The sequence below is a fragment of the Nostoc sp. CALU 1950 genome (genome assembly GCF_051172895.1).
In the GTDB taxonomy this organism is placed as follows: domain Bacteria; phylum Cyanobacteriota; class Cyanobacteriia; order Cyanobacteriales; family Nostocaceae; genus Nostoc; species Nostoc edaphicum_A.
This window is the reverse complement of the sequence record NZ_JBDNJQ010000003.1, coordinates 77,927-95,254: the sequence shown is the minus strand read 5'-3', so window position 1 is coordinate 95,254 and position 17,328 is coordinate 77,927. Positions and strand designations below refer to the sequence as shown.

At 39.1% G+C, this 17,328-nt stretch carries 8 protein-coding genes; 5 read left to right on the top strand and 3 right to left on the bottom strand.

What is annotated here, in order from left to right; genetic code table 11:
* Nucleotides 1-549 precede the first annotated feature (549 nt).
* From ABF638_RS01695 to ABF638_RS01685, 3 genes are read left to right on the top strand one after another with little or no spacing between them, the layout of a single operon-like run.
* Nucleotides 550-3,030: a filamentous hemagglutinin N-terminal domain-containing protein gene (locus ABF638_RS01695; protein WP_435019691.1), complete on the top strand. Its 2,481-nt coding sequence runs from the start codon at nucleotides 550-552 to the stop codon at nucleotides 3,028-3,030.
* Between the two features lie 3 nt (nucleotides 3,031-3,033).
* Complete coding sequence (locus ABF638_RS01690) at nucleotides 3,034-4,731, top strand: ShlB/FhaC/HecB family hemolysin secretion/activation protein (protein WP_420758222.1); 1,698 nt, start codon at nucleotides 3,034-3,036, stop codon at nucleotides 4,729-4,731.
* Nucleotides 4,658-7,207 (top strand): CHAT domain-containing protein, encoded by a 2,550-nt coding sequence (locus ABF638_RS01685; protein ID WP_435019690.1) that lies wholly within the window; start codon nucleotides 4,658-4,660, stop codon nucleotides 7,205-7,207. The genes ABF638_RS01690 and ABF638_RS01685 overlap by 74 nt, the downstream gene beginning before the upstream one ends.
* Here ABF638_RS01685 and ABF638_RS01680 read toward each other — a convergent pair.
* Nucleotides 7,174-8,193, bottom strand: coding sequence for a hypothetical protein (locus ABF638_RS01680; RefSeq protein ID WP_012413309.1), 1,020 nt, complete (start codon nucleotides 8,191-8,193; stop codon nucleotides 7,174-7,176). The genes ABF638_RS01685 and ABF638_RS01680 overlap by 34 nt on opposite strands.
* A 50-nt stretch (nucleotides 8,194-8,243) precedes the next feature.
* Nucleotides 8,244-10,109, bottom strand: coding sequence for a protein kinase domain-containing protein (locus tag ABF638_RS01675; protein WP_435019688.1), 1,866 nt, complete (start codon nucleotides 10,107-10,109; stop codon nucleotides 8,244-8,246).
* A gap of 399 nt (nucleotides 10,110-10,508) precedes the next feature.
* Between ABF638_RS01675 and ABF638_RS01670 the strand changes: the two genes are divergently transcribed.
* Nucleotides 10,509-12,014: an NB-ARC domain-containing protein gene (locus ABF638_RS01670; RefSeq protein WP_435019686.1), complete on the top strand. Its 1,506-nt coding sequence runs from the start codon at nucleotides 10,509-10,511 to the stop codon at nucleotides 12,012-12,014.
* Between the two features lie 869 nt (nucleotides 12,015-12,883).
* Entirely contained in the window at nucleotides 12,884-16,381 is a 3,498-nt protein-coding gene (locus ABF638_RS01665; RefSeq protein ID WP_435019684.1) for a plasmid replication protein, CyRepA1 family, read from the top strand.
* Nucleotides 16,382-16,571: 190 nt separating this feature from the next.
* Here ABF638_RS01665 and ABF638_RS01660 read toward each other — a convergent pair whose 3' ends face one another.
* Nucleotides 16,572-17,222, bottom strand: coding sequence for a tyrosine-type recombinase/integrase (locus ABF638_RS01660; RefSeq protein WP_435019773.1), 651 nt, complete (start codon nucleotides 17,220-17,222; stop codon nucleotides 16,572-16,574).
* Nucleotides 17,223-17,328: the final 106 nt, after the last annotated feature.

The window sequence follows — 17,328 nt, the reverse complement described above, 5'->3', positions numbered from 1 at the left end:
TGTTACCTCTGTTGATAGTTGGTTATTACAATTTGTCACCGGATGGCAGGTGTCTAATGTGTGGCGCGAGTTGAGGTCGATGATTTTTCTAATTAATAATCTATCTTAGGATAGTTGTAATAATTAACGCATATATCATATATGCGTCTCAGATGAGGATGAATAAACAATTGTGCATCACTTATCTCTAAAGAGATATTTCATAGGTTGACTCTTCCCATGATAATAAAAAAATTGTTGGTGATATGCAGTAAAATTCTTTTGGATGTCTTAGTCTAATTGTGTCATTTTTTATCTTTTAATCTATTAAAAAATATTAAGTTATAAATAATTATTATCTTTAATCACAATCAAATTTAAAGTCAGTAACTTATCTTGCTATTTACTTGTAAATATGCAAATCTTTTTTATAGCTTTAATGATAAAGTTATAACTTTTACTTAAAGTTAACTTAATTTTTCAGTTCTCTAAAGCTAAACTTGGTCTATAGTTTTTCAAAATTTGATGAAAATTAGCACTAGTGCATTATTAGTAGTCTTCCCTTTACTTATGAGTTCACTTCCAGCTAACGCACAAATTTCTCCCGATCTAACTTTACCTAACAACACAAATATTCAAATAAATGAAAATCTTAGAACCATTGAAGGTGGTACTCAAGTAGGAAACAATTTATTTCACAGTTTCAAGGACTTTTCCGTTCCTACAGATACTAGCGTCCATTTCAACAACGGGCTGGATGTTTACAACATTATCGCTAGAGTTACTGGTGGTTTCGTCTCTAATCTTGATGGGCTGATTAGCGCCAATGGTACAGCTAACTTGTTCTTGATCAATCCCAGTGGCATTGTCTTTGGCCCTAATGCTCGATTAGATATCGGTGGTTCTTTATTTGCAACTACGGCTGACTCTCTAGAATTTGCCAATGGTTCTGAGTTTAGTGCTATTAACCCACAGCAACCACTGCTGACTGTGGATATTCCTATTGGTTTGCAGTTTAATGGTAATTCTGGAAGTATTACTGTTCAAGGAAAAGGACACACAATTGAGCAGAACGATTTTTTTACCCCTCTTAACCCTAGTAAGTTGGCGAACAGCCTGGAAGTTAAACCTAATAATATTCTTGCTTTGATCGGCAATAATATTACCTTAAATGGAGCTATTCTTAAAAATACTAATGGTCGGCTCGAATTAGTTAGCCTTGAGAAGGGAGTAATAAATTTAAACAACCAAAATAATCAATGGTTAGTCTCTCCTGGAAATAACTTAGTTTATAAAGACATAACAATATCAAATAACTCTTTACTTTATGATGGTAGCTCTAATGGCTCAGGAAATTCTATAGAGATTTATGGAAATAATATATTTTTAGATAAAGGCTCTTTAATTATTGGACAAAGTTTTCAAGATAGACAATTGGGTAATATATTTATTAATGCTGTAGAATCATTGAGTATACAAAATGAATCTCAAGCAACTGCTACAGGCATTTTTAATATTAATTTTAGCGAAAATACAGGTGGTAACATTGAATTTAGTAGTGGGAGAATCTTTTTAAAAGCTTCTCAAGTTGCCACGACAACTTTTAGCAGTGCTGCGGGTGGCAATGTCATTGTGAATGCTGAACAATTAAATTTTGAAGGCTTAACTCTTGAAAGTATTTCTCAAGGGTCTGGAATTAATACATTTACTTACAATGCTGGGAAAGGCGGCGACATTATTGCAAATGTCGCACAAATTGTTGCAAATAATGGAGGATTGCTTACAACAACTTTTGGCAGTGGAGATTCTGGAGTTTTAAGACTAAATTCTAACTTTATCTCTTTACGGGCAGGGAGTAGTATAGGCTCTGCAACTTTTGGTCAAGGTAAAAGTGGTAGTGTTTCAGTTAATTCAAACTCTATAGAAATAATTGGCACATCTACTGGTTTAGGTAACGCAAGTAACATTCAATCATCTACTTATAAAGATGGCAATGCTGGTAATTTAGAAATTAATAGTTCAAATTTATTATTACAAGATGGAGGTACTGTTAGTACTAGTACTTTCGCTTCCGGCGATGCTGGTAATTTATTTATTAGATCCTCAGAAGCAATTACAATATCAGGAAAATACTTAGACACATTAAGTGCTATATCTTCTTCAGCACCTATACTAAATGAACGCCTCAGAACCGGATTAAGATTACCTCCAGAGCCAACAGGTAGAGCGGGAAGTTTAACTATTGATACTCAAAAGTTAACCATTTCTAATTTTGGACAGCTTAGTGTAATAAATCAAGGCTCCGGTGACGCAGGTACTATTAATATCAATACAGACAAAATCGATATTACAAATCAAGGGGGAATTACAGCGACAACTGCTGTTGGAGAAGGTGGTAACATCAATTTGAAAGCAGAAAATGTTCAACTGAATAATAGCTTTATATCTGCAACCGCAGGTACAAACGGCAGTACGGGCAATGGGGGCAATATTGGTATTGAAACAGGTGCATTAATATTGCAAAGTAACAGCCAAATTACAGCCAATGCCTTTGAGGGTAGGGGTGGGAACATCAAAATCAATACCCCAGGTTTATTTGCCTCGCCAGATAGCCAAATAAAAGCTACTTCAGAAAGAGGAGTTAACGGCTCAGTACAGATTAACACTACTCAAATAGATATTGCTAACTCTGGGATTAGAAATACTGTCTTTCAGTCTCCACAACCGTTTAACACTTGCTCGCCAGAACCTCCTAACTTGCCGAGTGAACTAACTATCTCTGCTAAAGGAGGACTTCCCGCTAGTCTTGATGATTTATCTAGCACTACACTGGGGTGGACAGACTCATCAGTACCCATCTCTTCTCAACAATTACCCCAATCTACTCAAACTGATAATACGGAAAATATAGTGGTAGCCCAAGGGTGGCGCAATAACGGGGATGGGACTGTTAACTTTGTGATTACCCCAGATCCAAGTGACGATATGGGTGCGTACAGTTCGCCATTGAAATCTTCTTGCATCAAGAGAGTACCAGATGTAGGGGGTTAAATATTGAGTTTACATTTACTAGCGTATTTAACGGCAAGTCATTTTTCCTTGGCAGAACTTGAGTCAGGTGGCCTTCATCAAAAAAATCCGCCAACTATACAACAAACACCCCTGTCACCCACTCCTTTACCTCCAGCACCGCCACCATTAACGCTTCCAGCATCCTCTACTCCTTTGATTCCTCAAAGAACCCTTAAACCAAACAATTTCGTTAAAATCAAAGTTCAAGGTTTTCGATTTCAAGGAAATACAGTCTTTAATAATCAGGAGTTAGAGAAAGTATTATCAGAATTCATTAGTCAGGAAATCACTTTTACTGATTTATCAAAAATTAGTGATAAGGTTACTGATTATTATGTAGAGCAAGGGTATATCAACTCTGGTGCATACATTGGTGTTGCCCAAAATCAATCTCTCAAGGTTGACAATGCTATAGTTACTGTCTCAATTGTTGAGGGACGAATAGAAAAAATCAATATTGTCGGCGGCAACAGACTACACAACTATATCCGCGCACGTATTCCACAACCGATTCTCAACAGTAAACGCTTATTGCCAGCACTACAATTACTTCAACAAGACCCATTAATTGAGAAAATTACTGCTTCATTGAAAGAGGGAAGCAAACCAAGCCAAGCTATTTTGGATATTAATGTACAGCCCCAACAGGAATTTAAGGTTAATATTGGTCTAGACAACTACCGATCTCCAGTCATCGGAACTTTCCAGCGTCGCATTGATATCTCGCACAATAACATCCTGGGATTGGGAGACGGACTAAGCATTGGTTACAGAAATACAGATGGCAGTAATGCTATCACCCTTGGTTATTCTGTACCTATCAACCCAAACAATGGTACTATCAGCCTTGTTTACGCAAATATTTCCAACAATATCATTGAGCGACCGCTTAACGCCCTTGATATAGTAGCCGATGCAGGGGTCTATGAAATGACTTTGCGCCAACCTCTGATTCGGCAGGCATCGGCTAACTCGGCACAAGAATTGGCATTGGGGCTGACTGTTTCGCGGCTAGAAAGCGAATCATCATTGCAAAATACTCCTTTTCCTATCTCGGCGGGCGCAGATGCTTCGGGGCGCACAAGGATTTTTGCACTCAGGTTTTTCCAAGATTGGGCAAATCGCAGCCTTAATCAGTCTTTTTACGCTCGTTCAACTTTTAGTTTAGGTTTAGATGCACTAGATGCTACCATCAATGCCAACCCTCCTGATGGGCGATTTTTTAGTTGGGTAGGCGAGGCTTTATGGTTGAAGCGTTTAGGAAATAGTAACACTTCTGTTGCTATCCGCTCACGCCTCCAATGGGCGGATAGACCTTTACCCGCTTTCGAGCAAATTAGTCTTGGAGGGATCAGCAATGTCAGAGGTTACAGGCAGGATACTTTTATATCTGACAATGGATTTCTCTTATCTACAGAACTACGCATTCCGGCCTGGAAAACGACTACGCAAGAATTACAGGTTGCTCCCTTCATTGACTTTGGCACAAGCTGGAACAATAGTTCTGATACTTTTAGCCCTGATGGTAGTTTAACCTCTATTGGTCTAGCTCTCCAATATCGAAGCGATCGCTTCAATGCCCGTCTTGATTGGGGCATTCCTCTAAATGAAACTAACTCAAACTCAAACACATGGCAAGAAAATGGAGTTTATTTTTCACTTAACTATCAACTATTTTAAAAGAATTAAGTACCTATTTTTAAGTTTAACATTTACGCTAATAGTAGTGTTTAACAATGGAGCAATATTAGCAACTCCCCCGAACTTAGAAATAGCGCAATCTCTCACACAGCAAGGATTTTTACAATTAGACAACGGACAGTCCGAAGCTGCTTTGAAAGCATGGCAATCAGCTTATCGAGCTTATGAACAATTAAATAACAAGCAGGGGATGAATGGCAGTTTAATTAACCAGAGTTTGGCACTTCAAGCACTAGGCTCTTATGCTAACGCTTGCCAAGTTCTTACTCAGGCTTTAGCACTAGAAAATAGAATTTGCCCTCATGCGTTAAAAGAACAAACTAATTCTTCTCAAATCTTATCTGATTTAAAAGAAATATTTCAAAAACAACCTATCCAAAAATTACAAATTATTGGTTTTTCTAATTTAGCTAATGTTTTGCGAGCTATGGGCGAACCGGAAGTTTCTTATACTATTCTGCAATACTGTTTACCCTTCGCTGCACAATTACAAAAGAAAGATATTCAAGATAACTTATTACTCAATTTAGCTAATACAGAAGTAATACTTTACAATCAAGCCAAGAGTAAATATCAACTCACTGATGACTTTACTGCTCAAAAGAAAGCACTTATTTTAGCCAAGTCTAAATTCGATGCTGCCCAGAAAGTATACGAAAAACTCAGTAATAGCCCAAGTACAGTTTCTCTACAAGCTAAACTAAACTGGTTAAAATTACTCATAGATAATACATCAATACAATTGTCACAATACTTACCTTTAAGTAATTCTGTTTCTAGACTAATAAATGATATTCTCACCAATTTGAAACAAATTGAAACGTTATCCAAGGTTGATTCAATTTATAGCAAACTTAAATTATCTCATAACTTACTAAAAATTACCCAAAGTAATAACTTGAAAGTGAAACAATTCACAGATAACAATTTACAATCTATAGCCTTATCCTTATCACAGGAAGCATTAGCTAGTGCCAAGAAGTTAAATAATTTTAGAGCAATTGCTTATGCTAATAGTACTTTAGGTGAAATTTACGCTGCTGGTGGAGAATTATCAAAAGCTGAGAGTTCGTATCATGATGGGATGTTATACGCTCAATCAGTACAGGCTTGGGATATCGTTTATCAATGGCAATGGGAACTAGCTCGGCTTTATCAAACATCTGGTAAAATCGAGCAAGCTAATAATTTTTATTCTACTGCTATAAAAAATCTTGATAAAGTACGTGGTGATGTTTTACTGTTTAACTCTGATATTCAATTTGCTTTTACAGAAAAAGTAGAGCCACTTTACCGCGAATACATATCATTATTACTTAACAAGAATAATTCTAATAAAAACTACAATAGACAAGCTATTAAAATTCAAGAACAACTTAAATTTGCTGAAGTAGAGAATTTCTTGCGTTGTGGTAAATTTGCTGAAAATGCCCTAGATGCAAGATTGGATCGCGGATTAAAAGATTTGGATTATATTGTTTACCTCATTAAATTAGATGACCGAGTAGAGGTGCTTGTTAAAACTTCTCAAAATATCTATCGTCACACAATAGATTTAGATATAATTGGTGAACCTCTGACTAATTTATTCAATATTATCCAGAATTTAGAATTCGTTGATACTAAAGGTTATAATTTTCTCACTTATTCGCAAGCAGTTTATCAGCTTTTGATTCAACCTATCAAACAATATTTACCCTCATCAGGCAAAATAGGTTTCGTCCTAGATAGTTATTTTCAAAATCTGCCCCTAGATATGTTATATGATGGGCAACAATATTTATTAGAAACATACATTATTTCTGTAGGTTCTAGTGCTAAACAATTGCGGCAATCGCTGCTCAAACCAGCTGCAACGTTAGCTAGTGGCGTTTCTCAGATTGGCCCTAGTTTTAGTAATCCTATCGTCCCTAGAGATTTACGTCCTTTACCTCAAGTCAGGTTAGAGATTGAGAATATTAAGAAAGCTAATCCCTCTGCCATTACATTACTTGATAGCGAATTTACCCATGAACGATTTAGTAAAGATATTGAAAACAATTCTTTTTGGGCTATTCATTTAAGTAGCCATGCTCAATTTAGCTCGGACATTGAACAAACCTTTGTCTTAGCATGGGATACTCCCCTGATGGTTAATGATTTAAAAGCTTTACTACAAAATAAAAGCAACCTTGATTTACTGGTGTTGAGTGCTTGCCAAACTGCCAAAGGTGATAGACGCTCCTTTTTGGGTATTGCTGGCATAGCTGCACAAGCTGGAGCGCGTAGTGTTTTAGCCAGTCTATGGCTAGTTGATGCTGATTCTACTGCTCAACTGATGACTAAATTTTATGAAGGACTGAAATCTGGACTTACCAAAGCCGAAGCATTAAGATCAGCACAACTCAGTTTATTAAAAAGTGACAAATATTTTCACCCATATTATTGGAGCGCATTTATTCTCGTTGGCGGATAACTCGTTTGCTCCTTGACCTTTGTGTGTGCTGCAATCTTTATACCAGCTTCTGCTAAAGCTAACTCTACAGTATTATTTGCTTGTTGGGCTAATTTCTTAGCTGTTAAATACGCTTCATTAGCTTGTTGAGGAAAATTAGCTATTAAGTAGCGATCGCCTAATAATCTATAAATCGTTGGGTTCGTTGAACCTGCTTTAGCTCTAGCGTCTAACACTTTTATCGATTCGTTGACTAAATTGTATGACTCATATACTGCATCCATATCAATCGCCAATTCATCAAGCGGCTGTTGAAGGTTCTTGAGAACGTTAATTGTCTTTTCTACTTCTTGTATATTGTCTGTAGCTAACAGCAATAACAACGAGTTACTGCCATCTATTACTCTATCGCCCCGCATGGCAACTATATCTAAAGTGTATGCTTGACCTGGTTTCAATGCTGGCTCTTGGGGCGGATAGGTTAAACTTTCTCCTTTGACTGCCACCTCCCAGCTAATGCCTCCATTTCCTCGCATACGCACAATGTAATCAGTCGCTCCCTTTGGTTTAGACCAAGATATTGTCGGGCGCTCTTGATTGATTACTGCGCCATAAGGTGTCATCTTTGTAGGTTTGTTCTCTTCATCCGGCCCTTTAGGGATGACACAGCTTCTTCCTTGTAAAACGTTGCATCCTCTACCTTCGTTTACTTTTAATGGCAAGCATTGTTTCCCGACAACATCACTAGGAATGTCTAGGATTTTTCCTCTTGGGTAACAGAAGATTTTTACCTTTCCACCATTAGCTGCAACAACTCTATCCTCACTACATAATTTTTTTGAAGGTTGATAACGACTATCTCCGCTTATCACTTTCGCTATAGGTTCGCAAGAGACTTTAGATTGCCGATTTGCCCTCACTACCTCCTGTCCCCACACACGACTTTCAGTGACGTTAACTAATATTAATCCTAATATGATGGCTCCAATCTGAATTCTCTTGAACATGGGATTTATATACTTGTTCTTCTACAAACTGTTTTTCAAAGTACTAAAATTTATTTCTTTTTAAATATTCTCTCTATTAATTCCTCTCGCCATTTTTGTACTTCTGGCAACCACGTATCCATCCTTGCCAATAAACATATTTCACCGTAACCACTTGCAGAATTTATATCTCCTAACGCTTCTTTCGCTTTCGATAACAAGCAATACACATCAACTCTTTGCGAATCTAACTTAAATGCTGTTTGCAAATCTTTATCCGCTCCTTGATAATCTTTTTGCGTCAGTTTCGCCCAGGCTAAATTTTTATACAATGCTGCTCTTAACTGTTTATCACTAGATGGGGCTTTATTCAATCCTTCTATTGCTAGTTTTTGAGCTTGAGTATAATTTCCTTGCAAATTATTCAACCTAGACAAATTATTCACAGCAATTAATGCCTGCTCCTGACCAGATTTAATTGCTAAGTTATATTGTTCTTGAGCTAAATCATATTTTTCTTGAGTTTCATAAAAGTTAGCTAAATTGTAGTGTCCTGTCCAGGAGTTAGGCTCTAGCCTAAAAAGCTGTTGGTAACTTTTATTTACACAATCTATATCTCTCAAAAATTGACAAGTCAATGCTAGATTATTATATGAATCTATATCATTCGGATTATATTTAGCCGCTAAGTTATAATATTTCTTTTCTAATTCTAAATTTTCTTTAACTCTTCCTGCTATATCAAAGTAGAATTTGGAAATTTGATTACTTAATTCCGGGCGGATTTTTACTGCTTGGTCAAATAGCTTTTGCGCTTGTTCTGTATTATTTTCTTGTTCTAGCTTTTGCCCTTGTACTACTAAATTATTTGCATAAACTGGGAATCCAAGTGTATAAGCTAGTAATCCTATCAAACTAACGCTGGCGATCGCTGCACTGAACATGAAGGGTTTCGACCTTGTTAGTCTATAAATCTTATTTTGCTTAGGCAGTTTTTTCAGTCGCCACAAAATAATTCCCGTTGTTTGTGGTCGATGTGCTGGATTTGGAGCCATCAACTCATCAATAAAATCCGCCAATGGCTTATCTATCTGTGGTGCTTTATGTCTCCAGATCAGTCTCCCCACATCATGATTTGTCTCTAATTCTCTTAATTTTACCCCCGTCACCAACCGAACCATAGTCCGACCTAAAGCATAAAAATCCGACTGTGGAACCGCATGACCATGCGCTTGTTCTAGCGGGCTGTAATAATGGGAAATTACTTTGGTGATTTCGTAATTACTGATAGTTCTGTCTGTTCCTCCAGTCGAGCTTACTTTGGCTAAATATGTATCTGTTATCTGGCGCACAGCCCCAAAATCTATTAAATATAATTGTCCATCCGGATCTAGAATTATATTGCTTGGTTTGATGTCTCTATGAAAAAATTCTGTATGATGTACTAAATCTAGTATTGCTACTATTTGTTCTAACCAATCTAGTGCTAACTCTTGTGAAACTGAATGATGAGTTTCTATCCAATCTTCTAAATTTTCCCCTTCAATTTTATCCATGATTAAGCATCGGAATTTGAAGGGGCTGTTCTCTAATTCGACGGTAAAGTAGTCATCATCTCCGTTTGTCTGCGGAATATTTGGATGATTTATTAATTGCAAGGCTAAAACCTCGCGCTCAAATCGCTCCACAAATTGAGGCGAATTCCATTTTAATATCTTCATGACTCGTCGTTTACGCCCAGGACTCCACTGCGTCCCAGAATCCTCTATTTCAAAAATCTCATTTGCCGTGAACGGGTTGCGATCTAATTCTCTTAATGGTTTAACTAGACGGACACGTTCATTGATCACTAAAGATGTACCGCAAGAAGCGCATTTGTCGGCATCATCAGGATTCTGCCGTCGTTCACACAGAGGATTTATACAGTAACACGACATCTTGTCTTAACTTTTTATTAAAGAATTAGCATTTGAGCAATATTTCGTTATTGACAACATTATAAAAATATTTCTTATGACTATTGCTTTTGTTCACATTTGATGCATTAAAGTAAAGTTTTTTTGTGACTTAAAGTCACTTTGCATTAAAAATTATATTTTTACATTTACAAGATCCTATCAAAACCCCCATTTAATAAGGCTTGAACAATAGTTAGCTAATCTGGGTGACTTTGTTTTGCATGAAAACACTCATTTAATCTTTTAGGAGATACACTTATAATCTAAAAAGCTGATACTATTATAAGTGACTCAGAGTCATAAGAATTAAATAGCGAGTTGATTTGATTTTACAAACGTTTCTTGCGGAACTCACGTACCAAAAGGAAAACTTCTTTTATGGATTTGAGCATTGAGCATGGGGTAAATTTTCAGAATTCTCTTTCTTCATCCTTTTTTACACAAGAGCAACAGTCTCTGGAGTTACTACAGTCTTCCCCAACCGTATCCTTTTACCAAGCTCTAACTGTAGTCAACAATATAATTTTTACTGAAAAAAATCGCTCCTTGACTAAACCTGAGATTGCCGTCCTCAAGGGTGCATGGGAAAACCAAGATTTTTCTGAGATAGGGCAGCAGTCTGGCTATAAGGCTGGCTATTTACAGCGTCGTATAGCTCCTCAACTGTGGAACTTGCTTTCTGAAACAGTAACCAAAGGACAACAGGTCTTAAAGAGGAAAGTACGAACTCTGCTCACAGAAGTTGTTATAAACTATTATCAATCTAATCCCCACTTAGAACTTCCTTTATTTGATAGCCAGTTTATTAAAGGTCAACTTCCTAGCTCTAAACTATCCAATTTTTACGGTAGGCAACAAGAACTCTACCACTTAAAGAAATTAATTAACAACCACCGATGCATATCTTTAGCAGGTGTTCCTGGGGTTGGTAAAACTGCTTTGTCCGCAAAACTCTTAGCAGAACTTAGCTTAGACTCTACTCAACATTTTGATTTCCTGGTTTGGAAATCAGTAACTCACTCAGTACGCCTTCAAGATTTATTGAGCGAACTAATTGATTTAATTCAACCAGATACTTCTCTCAACTTACCTGAATATACTCAAGCTCTGATTACCGCCTTAATTAAGCATTTACAATCTCATCGTTGTTTACTCGTACTGGATGGTTTTGAGGTTCTGTTTAAAACTCCTAATTTAGAACAAAGATTAGACTATAAAATATTCATGCGTCGGCTGTTAGAGGAAGAGCATAAGAGTTGTTTATTACTGACTTGCCGAGCTTTACCTAATGAAATTTATGCTATGAGCAAAGATGACCGATCTATCCTCTATTTTCGGGTAGACGGTTTAGATACAGATGCTGCTCTAAATTTTTTATCGGATCAAGGTTTAACAAACAAAAACGATTGTCTTGATTTAATTAAAACCTATCGTAGTAATCCCTCAGAATTAGCCACAGTAGTTCAAAAGATTAAACATTTCTTTTCTGGCAGTACAGAAATATTTTTTAAAAATAAAACTACTTTTATTACTGATGAGTTTCAATCAATGTTAGATGAAACTTTTGGTGAATCTTTGGAGCAAACCGAACGTTATATTATGATTTATTTAGCTCAAAAATTATCCCTAGACCCTGCACCGATTAGTTTTAGTGACCTCTTAATACAGCTCAATTCTTCTAAGAATATATCGGCTTCTACTTCGGCAATTATTAAAGCTTTAGAAAAGTTAGAACAACTATCTTTAATTGAAAGCATTAAAGACCCAAACACTAAAGAAATCGCCTTTACTTTGCAACCTGTAGTCAAAAAATACATTAATACTGATCCCTTGGGTCTAGTAAAGTCACAAAACTCTTTCCCCTCATTAGCTAACGCATTTTAGAGAAGTATTTATGCTCTTAAGAAAAAACAAAAATCTAGCTACTAAAATTTTAACAACAAATAATTATGTAGAGACTTTACTGCAAAAACTGTTTTTTTCTACACAAGTAGCTTTGAATCCAGCCGATCATTGGCTTGCGCTGCACGAGCCTAAGCAAAAAGTTTTCCTCGCCAATCTGAAGATGAAGCTTCTAACCTACTACTAGGGTTGGCTTGAGAAAAACCCTTATAAAATAGGGTAATTTTACTAAGTTTAACAAAACAGGAGGTAGTATAACTCAGATTTAAATCTTACTATATGCGAAAAGGCGCGAAGTTTTGTAAGATCAAGCTTGTCAACTACGCAAAAAGGAGGAACGCAGACTGTACATAAAAATTTAGGCAAAACGCACTAGGGAGTACGCTTTGCCTTACGGTGAAATCAAACAACATATTTTAGGGCGGGGTTGATCTCGGCTGACAAGGAAAGTGGCACTTAAAGTTTGGCGACTTGAAACCACTGACTTGGCAAAAGATACCCACGCTGCTTTGCTATTGCCATTATACTCTAAAGCAATACGCACGGCCAGCTTTTGCTGACCATTGGTAGTATTTTGACAAAAAATTTATATTTAAGATATGTAAATTTTTGTAAAAGCAGCGTCATAGGCAATTCGTAAAACCCTACGGAAAACAGCACAAAGCGCGTCTACGCAATTCGCAATTGCAGAGTAATTGAATAATTAATGAATTCAGGCTCTTTTACTCTACTTCGTCTATGAGGAGGAAGTACGGGCGTAAATATAACTGCGAATTGCGAGTTGGTAATTGCGAATTGATTTAATCGACCCCCTCTGAAACTTGACAATAAAGTTATCGGAGGAATCTACCGTGCAAAATAACCAATGCCCAGAAGAGATGGGCGTTGGGGATCAAGTGTTGCCAGATAACACTTGTGAATACCCCAATTATCTCACTGCCGCCGAGTATCATGAATTAGCGGTGGGCAGCGCCATTCATCCGGCATTGATTGAGCGCAACTTCTTCCACATCGAGGGAGAAACAATTTATGACTACCTGTTTATCTCCAACAAAATCCCTCGAAAAAATGCAGGTCGAGTCACGGATGGATACATAAAAATGTATCAGCACCTATTACTAGGTGGGACGTGGATTCAGTCACTTGACCCATTCAAAAACTGGCAACCAATGGAGTGGGGGCGGATTAAGCCGAACTTCCCTCGTATTGATTGGCAAAAAGGGAAACCCGTCAAATACGAGTCGCCCCCCAAAACCCCCAACCGCGTTACCTACTTTGATGTCGCTAACCCCATCTGGGACAAAATAGCAAAACGTTATTTAATTAAGCGCTATCATTCACTTTTAGCATTGCGCTTACTGGATCAACTCAATCCACTAATATTTTGGGAGTGGGTGAAACAGCATCCCGAGATTCCAGTTATCTTATGCGAAGGGGAGAAGAAAGCCGCTTGCTTGCTCTCTTTAGGGTTTGTAGCGATCGCACTTCCGGGAATTTGGAATGGGCGTGTAGGCAAACAAGATTTTGATGAACGGTTGCATCCTGACTTAGTACCAATGACTCAGGCGGGGCGCAAGTTCATAATTCTTTTTGACTACGAAACTTCTTCTAAAACCAGGTGGTCGGTGTTTCAAGCCACTGTTCGCACTGCAAAAGCAATCGAATCGGCAGGTTGCTTTTGTGAAGTTGCGCTGTTGCCGGGGCCAGAAAAAGGTGTAGATGATTTCGTGGTAGCCAGGGGTGAAGATGCCAATGCTCTGCTAACTGCAATTATAGATGATGCCAAATCACTTGCCGATTACCAGCGCTCGTATCGAGCTAAGAAATGGGGACTTAGCAAGTACAAACCAGATGTCACTGTTAATGTCAAGTATCTCTCTGAGGCTTTGTGCATTCCTGAACTTGAAGAAGAATGCTTGAGAGTGCCTGAGCTTTATGAGCTTGAAAAGGAACAACTTTTCACGCCATCTATAAAAGGACATCCTCCAAAGAAGGAGTCTACGGATTCTGGCGGAGTTGATTCAGACAAATCGAAGAAATCTCCTACCTTCAATTTCCCAAAATCAGGACTAGTCGTACTCTGGAGCGACATGGGCACTGGTAAAACTGAACTTATGCGCTGGTGGCGTGACCAAAATCCTGATGCCAGATTTCTCAACAATGGACATCGGGTTAACTTGTTGAAAAATCTTGCCGAACGCTTGCGGACGGCGATGTATTCAGACTTGGGTTACACAGGTTTAGCCCAGGCCCAAGCCCTTAGTATTACTATTGACAGCTTGCATAAACTCAATACCCAGTCTCTCACCTACGGTTGCATATTTATAGATGAAGCCTGCCAATACCTTACCCACCTGCTGCACAGTAATACTTGCAAACAACATCGCGCCGCCATTTTGGAGGTACTGGAATATATAGTATACAATGCGCCACTGGTCGTCATCGCTGATGCACACATGGACGATTTAACGGTAAACTTCTTTCTTGCAATGCGACCAAAAGGTGAAGTCCCGTACATCATTAAAAACGAGTGGCGAAACGGTTCACGCACAATTTATTGGTACGAGGGGGATAATGAGAGCGCCATAGTCGCCCAAATCTCGGCAGCGCTGATGCTTGGTGAGAAAGTCATGGTTGCAAGTGACAGTAAGCGTTTCATCAAAAAACTCGACAAATCCTTTACAATCAACTACGAAGAATCTAACTCCGAAAAATCACATACACAAAAAAAATGGCGTATCTGGTCGGTTCACTCTGACAATTCTGGCAGTGATGAAAATGTCGCTTTCATCAAAGATATCACCAACGCCGTCAAAAACTTTGATGCCTTGTTCACTTCCCCTAGCCTGGGGACTGGTGTCGATATTTCTGAGTATCATTTTGACTTAGTGTTTGGCGTGTTTCACGGCGTAAGCCAAACCGCTACTGAGTGTGCCCAACAACTGTACCGTTATCGTCCAAAAGTTCCGTTTCATATTTGGGTGGCCCCGCGTCCTCCCTTTGGTTACAAGGATACCAATGCTACCAAGATTAAAGAGCGCTTGCTCCAAACCAATGAAATGACCGCTTTTCTGTTGCGGATTGACAGAGAAACGGGTAAGCGGGGCGCAGAGAAAGATTGGGCGCTTGAGGCTTACTGCCAAATTATGGCTAACCGCCACTATTCTCTCAATAATCTGCGTGATGATTTGCGATCGCTCCTCACCGAAATGGGCAATACCTTTATATATGTGGGCAGTGATTCAGATCCTCAATCTCTTGAAAGTCTTAAAGCAGCAGCACAAGCTTTGGATAGTGCCCACAATTCGGCTGTTGCCAGGGCTAAGAATATTACTTTGAGCGAGTACCGTGCCCGTCAGAGCAAAGATTACCTTGACCCTAATGAAATTTTTGAATGCGAAAAATTCCGCATTTCTGATTCTTACGGCATTGAAGTAACCGAATCACTCGTAGAAATGGATAAAGGTGGCCGCTTAATTAGAGCGATCGCTGGACTTGAAGCCATTTTAGCCCCACCCGAAGAATCGTTTACTGACCCCAAAACTGGGCAAACTTATCCTACCCCACCAACAATTGTCACCCAAAAAGACCGCACCGAGCGCGACAATCTACCTTTGTGCATCGACTGGGGCAATTATTCCGCACGGTGGCTGGCTAGATTTAACCTGGGACTGCATCAAATTCTCACTTCTTTAATGAAGGGTGATGAAGTTACCGCCGATGACCCCACTTTGCTCAAGATGACGGAGATCGCTATACATTGTGCTGCTCACGTCAAAGCAATTCTTGGGTTTACTATTCCCCTAGACTGTAAACCTATTTGGTTGCTGGGCACTTTAGTCGAGCAGCTGGGGTTAAAGTTGACCTTCCGTAAGCAGGGTAAGCGCGGTCAACAGGTGAAACTTTTCTCTTTATCTAAAGAGGAATTAGAATTTGCAATGCATGTAATTGCTCATCGTGAAACGAAGCGCAATCAAAAAGAAAATCGAACCTATTATGCCCCCAAAACCCCTGCTGCATATAGTGTAAACCCCAATCAGCAGGCCGTATCCACACCCCCCCCTAATGCTATAGGGAACTCCCATTGCCAGGGGGAGGATACTACCGAATTTGAGTCGCCTCCGACAGATCGCGTTACGCTACTCCACTGTGTAGAAATACTTCGCTCTGGTATTTCTCGTGGAGTGGACGCAATCAAAGGCATTCTTAAACGATGGACTGGGGATTTGCGCTGGGAGACAGTACTGGAACTTGAAGCGATCGCGGCAAATGAACTGCGACTTGTGGAAGCTCAAGTTCCTGAATTTTATGAATGGCTCTTGGAAGAAGTGTTGCCTATGGAGGGATAAAGTCGGCGATGTCGAAGGCGGCAAAGCCTCGACTGAGCTACGTAAATAAAGAGCAATCTGTGCCTCATTTTTATCAATGGCTATCGCTTGAGGTGTTGCCTATGGAATTGTAAATGGCTTTTTGGGAAAATCCTTATAGCCTTTATTTACTCTCAGTCCTGTCTAGATCAACTAAATCATATTTCCTGATCTATGACTCCGTTGATAACTTCGTGTTATCCGCATTTTGCATGTCTTGATTGTTGCTGCTAATGGATGGCGGTGATAGCATCGATAACGCCGCGATCGCACCCCGGACTTGGGATGGTTCCACCTCCAGATAATTTTGCAGTTGCTCTAAGCTGCGATGTCCACTGATTTCTTGAATAACTCGCAATGGAATTCCGGCATTGCTCATGAAAGTAAGTGCAGTTCTGCGGCAACTGTGTGTGCTTGCTCCTTCGATGTCCGCACGTTCGCAAGCTTGTCGGAAGATTAGGCTTGCATATTCTGAGTGCAAGTGACCGCGCCCCCATCGACCAGGAAACAAAAAACCGTCACGGGAGTTTGTCGGTTTGTAAGTAGCTAGGAAGCACCTTAGTTCTGACAAAATCGGAATGCTGCGGGTAGCTAACTTTCCCTTTGTATTCCCTTTACGGATGATCAGCTCTGCTCTGATCCGTCCCTTGCTGTTATAAACATCTTTAATTTTTAGGGTAACTGCTTCATTGACGCGGCAACCCGTGTACAGCATCACGCCTATTAGGGTTCTGTCTCGCTCTGTGGTTAACCCCAAAGTAAACAGACGCTGGATTTCTTCTGCCGACAAAACCTTTGCCTTCCCGTGACGGTCAATTTTCACAGCCCCGAACCCCCGATAGTTAATCATTATCGCCGATGCTCCCGTCCCAGGATTTATTTCGGTGAAAAAAGTGTGGAACTGTACTGCAATGTGTACTAGTTTCTCT

Bases quoted from the DNA above. Each gene is read 5' to 3' on its own strand.
- ABF638_RS01675 (WP_435019688.1), bottom strand. From the start codon at position 10,109: ATGTCGTGTTACTGTATAAATCCTCTGTGTGAACGACGGCAGAATCCT.
- ABF638_RS01680 (WP_012413309.1), bottom strand. From the start codon at position 8,193: ATGTTCAAGAGAATTCAGATTGGAGCCATCATATTAGGATTAATATTA.
- ABF638_RS01670 (WP_435019686.1), top strand. From the start codon at position 10,509: ATGGATTTGAGCATTGAGCATGGGGTAAATTTTCAGAATTCTCTTTCT.
- ABF638_RS01685 (WP_435019690.1), top strand. From the start codon at position 4,658: ATGAAACTAACTCAAACTCAAACACATGGCAAGAAAATGGAGTTTATT.
- ABF638_RS01695 (WP_435019691.1), top strand. From the start codon at position 550: ATGAGTTCACTTCCAGCTAACGCACAAATTTCTCCCGATCTAACTTTA.